Raw genomic sequence first — 5,880 nt, 5'->3', positions numbered from 1 at the left:
GTCCTGCCAAAGTCCCCGCCAAAAACGCGATAAGACTGGACAGCGCGGGTTCTAGACCTTTGGTAATCAAAGACGCCACAACCGCGCCGCCTAAAGCAAAACTTCCCTCGGCGGTAAGGTCGGCAAAATTTAATATCCTAAATGATATAAAAACACCGAGCGCCAACAATGCCCATAACAAGCCTTGATTGGCGCCGCCCAATATTGATTGTAAAAGTTGTGCCATAATTATCCTTTGTGTTATTTAAGCTTGATTAACTTTATTTAATACTGAATCAGGTATTGTAAAGTCTATTTCATCGGCTACCGTTTGGTTAATTGAAAGCTCGGGTTCGCCTTCCGCTGTCTCGACAGGCATTTTAGCAATATCAGCGCCTTCTATCAAAATCTTAAAAGCCATTTTAGCGGTCTGCTTGCCTAATTTGTAATAATCAATTCCGTATGTGGCTACGCCGCATTTATCGTTCATTCCTGTCTCTCCGCATACTATAGGAAGTTGTTTGCCGTCTTTATTTAGAGCATGAACTTGATCCGCCCCATTGGCTAATGTGTTATCGGTAGGAATGTATATAGCTTGAACATCATTATCCAAACTGTTATAGGATTGTTGCAAATCATTAATATCTGGAATTCCCTTCTTTACTACCGTAATATCAAGTTTCTCGCAATAATCCTCAACAAGTTCAAGTTGATATAAAGAATTGGGTTCGTCCAAATCGTAGAATACGGCAATTTTCTTAACACCCGGAACAAGCTCTCTTATAAGATCTATTTGATCCTCTACGGGATTGAGATCCGAAGTCCCGCTTACATTAGTCTTGGGCTCATCCCAACTCTCAGTAAGTCCCGCGACGACTGGATTGGTAACCGCCGTAAACAAAATAGGAATTTCCGTGGTAACGCTGGCGGCGGCTTGAGCCGCGGGAGTAGCGATTGCCAGCATCAAATCAACTTTTTTCGCGACAAAAGTGTTAGCTATTGTCGTGCAATTTCCAAAATCGCCTGAAGCCGATTTGTTAATAAACTCAACGGTTTTACCTTCTTTTTTTAGTAGAGCTTCCAGCTCTTCCCTAAAACCTTTATTAGCCGCGTCCAACGCCACATGGTCAACTAATTGCACTATGCCTATTTTAAAATCGGCTTTTGGTCCGCATCCCGTGACCGCCATACAAGACATTCCTAAAGCTAAGGCAATTAAAAAAGTTATAATCTTTTTCATGTTCTGTTATCTCCCCCAAAGGAAAATTTTTTTCTATTTAACAGTCTATAAAGATAGATTAATTATATCAATATCTGTTATTATTCGTCAATTAAATTAGTATATGCTTTTATCTAATAAATTGCGAAAGTGATAAAATTTTTTGGGCTTTTTTAACATTTAATCCGTTCTATCGCCTCAAATGGCTAACTTTTTTTAGCGAAGCGATAAAAGCCGTAGTTGTTTATGTTTTTATAAGTTTATTTGGGTTATTTTCAGTCCTATGCCGTATTAATTGCCTTTTTAAAACAAATGATACGATTTACCTCTTGAAACCCATATTTAATATGAAAAGCATAACTATCCGCATTTGCGATTTCGCAGTCGCTGGCAAATTCAATGCAGCCATTTTCTTTGGACCACTGTTCGCAATGTTGAAGCAATTTTGTAGCAATACCTTTATTCCGATAATTTTCAAGCACAAAAACACCTTCCAAATAGCCGACCGGGCTGCTTTTTGTTCCTTCTACATAATCATGCCGCAGTTGGCACATCGCGAACCCGACAAGAATATCCTTATCAAAACACAGAAAAACTACAGCGTCTTTATCTAAAAGCGTTTTTTCTATTTCCTTTTTTAAGTCGTCAAATTCATTGTCCGGCCACAGAAGGATTGCCAGTTGAGTTATAGCAATCAAATCAGATATTTCGGCTTTTCTTATCATGAATTTGTCTCCTGCTATGAAATATTACGAGCATGGCTTTTCCCTGCGGCTATTTGGTCAGATATTTTTTCATTTTTTTATGCTTGATATTGGCTTCCAAAAAATAATCGCCGATTGCATCGTATCCCAATTTCTCATAAAACCCTATTACTTGACTCTGGGCGTGAAGCTCCAAAACCGCGCAATTGTTTTGTTTGGCTATCTCTTCGCAATATTTCATAATCGCCGCTCCTAAGCCCTGGCCTCTGTATTCTTTTTTGACCAAGACTCTGCCAACTCGCAAAACCTCGCCTTGACATTTGGCTCGGGCGTACGCTATAAGAATGCCGTCCTTATAAAAACACAAATGCTTATAATTATACTCGTCTTTTTCTATCTCTATCTCGGGATCAATGCCCTGCTCAACCACAAAAACTTCCCATCTTAGATCCCTAATTTCTTGGTTAATATCTCCCAAACAAACAAACCTATACATAAAAAAACCTATAAATTAATTTAATATATCAATTATAAATCATTGCTCCAAAAAAACCAAAATAACGCGCAAACCTGCGCGGTTTTACAACGCGTTAAATTAAAGCTGTTGGATTGAGTTATGTTTCTTGTTTGCCTTTCAAAGCGCGTTTTATAACGCTATGCTAAAGCCCATAGCTATCAAGGCTTATTAACTTACTACTCCTCCCATAGCAGAGCGCGCGGAAAAAATCAAAAAAGCCCAATGATAATTAGCAAAGCCGTAAAGCAAGGCGTTTGGCGTGCTAAGTAATAAAAAATACTAAGCAGATTGCCTTTATTTTAATAAAGGCAATCTGCTTAGTATTAACTAGCTAAAATTATATTATTTTTTAAAGCGGGTAACCGACCATAACAACACAGTCATTAAGGCCAAAATCACGGCGTTGTTCTTGCCTTTACAGCCTTTACAGCCTTTTTCATTTGTTTCGCCGTTTTCATCGTCAACCTCAGCCATATTTATATACTCTTCCTCAAATCCGTCGTATGATATCTCGCCTAATGACGAAACGGTCACATTAAACACCGCTTTTTGTCCGCTTTCCGAAATCGCCGTAATAGTGGCTTCGCCCTCGCCCATCGCGACAACATTGGCATTAACTACGCCGTTATCGCTGGGCACATCTTGTCCACTAATGTCCGTATAAACTACCGAATTATCGGACGAATAAAATGTTATTTTCTCGGCGGTATCGACAGGCGTAATCTTCACGGCGATTGGTTCTTCGGTTTTTTGACCGTCCAAAGAAACCTTATCTTTACCGTCAATCTCAACTTTTGTTACATTATTTGATGACCCGTCGCCCGCCTTAAATACCACATCGCTTAATGTAAAGGTAACGGTTATTTTTTTCGGATTAGTAACCGTCGTAAAGTTAAGGACATAATCGCTAACTGTAACTTCGCTTACTGCCGAACCTTCCCACGCGTTAATCGGGTCGTTAGTGTCAAAAACTTTGTTATTTTTAATAGCAGATTTTGGCTCTGTGATTGTGATTGTGAGATCGGTTCCGTCAACCGCGATAGAATTATACAAAATTTTGCCGCTAGTCAATAAATTAGGTTTTTCTTTCAAATCTTTTATATAAATCGAGCCTAGATTTTTAAGATATTTGACGCCTTTGGTTTTTGCGTCTTGCGACAAATGCTCGTCACAATCAAAACTCAAAGTATAAACGCCATCGCCTACAATCTGCGTCGCTTCGCCTAATTCATTAGAATAATAACCATTTTCTTTATCGTTGTAATATACATATAAGCCCACAGAAAGATCATTGTCCTCTGTAATAGTCTTGACGACTACTTTTACCGTTTTTGTAAGCCCGCTGGTCGTGGTTATTGATATATAAGCCGCGCCATCATCAACCCCGACAATTTTGCCCAATTTGTTGACTGTCGCTACATTCGGGTTAGAGGATTTGAATCTCACAATCTCGCTATTTTTGGCGGGCGTTAATGCCACATCAATAGAGGCGGTTTCGCCCGGCTCCAAAATATACAATTCTTTGTCCGTAGCGATATCTGTCGCCGGTCTTTTGAGCGTTCGGTCGGGATAAACCGTTACTTCTATTTGCTCGGCTACCGAGCCGCTTTGCGAAAACGCCGTTATTGTTGCTTTGCCTATGCCCTTAGCCCTTATTAAGCCGTTATATACGGTAGCGACCGTAGGGTCCGAAGTCTTCCACAAGAGCACATCGTTAGTATCGCTAGGCTCTAAACTAGCCGTAACATTTTTCGCCATACCGGGCTTTAACGCCAAAGATGTATCCGACAAGGTTATATCGGTGATTTCTTTTATAGACGCGGCTCTAGAGTTAGTGGCATACACATATCCCGCCGTAGATAATACGGAAAAATCTTTTAGATTTTGTCCTTCGCGCCTTACAAAATAACCTCTCATGATAGCGTCCGTTATTTCTTTTTGCCAAGGTTTGCATTCTTTGCGGTCTATAACCCTAAACTTATCAGCGGCAGGCTTTCCTGCCTCATAAGCGCCGTTATTGTCCCAAACGCAAGCCACCACATTGCTAAGGTATGACAACTTGTAAACTACCTCAAAATAATGCGCTCTGCCCTTTTCGTTTTTGCCATTGTCAACGGCGCCATGCTCGCCGAATAATACCGGAATGCCTTTGGAGGTGAAATTGTCATACATTTTTTGAAATTTTTGCTTCCATTCGTTTACTTTTTGGCTTGAAAAATCATTTACTGTTCCATCCATTCCAAATTCATTGTCATAATCGTGGAATGAAACCATAATTCTGTTTTCATCGTTATATTCATCTTGGGGCAGTTTAAACTTATAGGCGGGATTTAGCGCGGCGTCCAAATTAGTGTATCTGCCCGTGCAGACAAGCCATCTATGCTTATTGTTTTCGCCCGTTTCGCGCACGGTGTCCACAAATATTTGGTTGCATTCGCCTATAATCTCAAAGTCATAAGGATAATTGTCATTGGTTACCCATACCTCGTTCATCGCCTCAAAAATCAAATGCTCGTCGTAATATTTGAAACGCTCAGCAATTTGACGCCACAAAGCCTTATACTTTGCTTTGACCGCCTCTAGCTGGTCCCCCTCTAGGGTCAAATTAAACCAGCCGCCGCCATCGTGAACGCCGTCATGGTGCATATTGACTACCACATACATATCTTGACTTATGGCATAGTCTACAATGTCTTGAACGCGGCTCATCCACGCCTCGTCAACTTTGTAGTCATTGTCATCGTCAATTTTTTGGCCCCAAGTTACGGGAACTCTTATGGTGTTAAATCCCATATCGTGAACGGCGTCAATTAATCTTTGGGTAGTAATGTCGCCTTGCCAAGCTGTCTCGCTGGGCATCATTCCTGTATGTCCATCCATAGTGTTGCCAAGATTCCAACCCGCGCCCATTTCTTGAACAATCTGCTGCGCTGACAAATCCCTAAAGGGCAACGCCCTAATTCCCGCGCGGCTTTGGGTTTGTTCGCTTGATTGGACGAAATTAAAATTAACAGTCGCCAAAGCCGATAGCATTATTATCGCGATTACCAAACATAAATTTTTTATTATTCGCATTATTCCTCTCCTTTTTTAACAAAAAAAAACTTAGTATCTTAAAACAACAAAAAATTTTACGCTTTTAAGATATTAACCAAACAAAATTAGATGTGTTAACTGCTTATCAAGCTGATTCTTTGTCCAATCATTAAAAAACTAAAAAATTAATGGCAAATAGCAAATCCGTAAGGGCGCTAAATTCAAGGCGAGATTATCGTTAGCCTAATATTCAACCACCCTTTATGTGTTTTTTTAATTGGGCTGTAAAATAGCGCATTTTACAGCCCAATTATTTTTTATTTAAAGCGATTTAATCCGAAGGCGAACCATACTTATCGGGATATAATTCTTGTTGCATACGCCATTTTATCGCCGCTTCGTTTTCGCTCCATTCTTTGCATTGG

The 5,880-nt window shown here is 40.1% G+C and carries 5 protein-coding genes; all 5 read right to left on the bottom strand.

Translation table 11 applies throughout. The annotated features are described in order from the left end of the window. A partial coding sequence (locus GX756_00025) for an ABC transporter permease (GenBank protein ID NLC16261.1) occupies positions 1-226 on the bottom strand: 226 nt, incomplete at its 3' end. Positions 227-244: 18 nt separating this feature from the next. Then, positions 245-1,219: an ABC transporter substrate-binding protein gene (locus GX756_00020; GenBank protein NLC16260.1), complete on the bottom strand. Its 975-nt coding sequence runs from the start codon at positions 1,217-1,219 to the stop codon at positions 245-247. A 260-nt stretch (positions 1,220-1,479) separates the two neighbouring features. Then, complete coding sequence (locus GX756_00015; protein NLC16259.1) at positions 1,480-1,923, bottom strand: GNAT family N-acetyltransferase; 444 nt, start codon at positions 1,921-1,923, stop codon at positions 1,480-1,482. A gap of 49 nt (positions 1,924-1,972) precedes the next feature. Continuing rightward, positions 1,973-2,398 (bottom strand): GNAT family N-acetyltransferase, encoded by a 426-nt coding sequence (locus GX756_00010; protein ID NLC16258.1) that lies wholly within the window; start codon positions 2,396-2,398, stop codon positions 1,973-1,975. Between the two features lie 363 nt (positions 2,399-2,761). Then, positions 2,762-5,494: a cellulase family glycosylhydrolase gene (locus GX756_00005; GenBank protein NLC16257.1), complete on the bottom strand. Its 2,733-nt coding sequence runs from the start codon at positions 5,492-5,494 to the stop codon at positions 2,762-2,764. Positions 5,495-5,880 lie beyond the last annotated feature (386 nt).

Source organism: Clostridiales bacterium, assembly GCA_012512255.1.
GTDB lineage: Bacteria > Bacillota > Clostridia > Christensenellales > DUVY01 > DUVY01.
The sequence above is the reverse complement of the archived record's forward strand: the minus strand, read 5'-3'. Positions and strand labels throughout refer to the sequence as shown.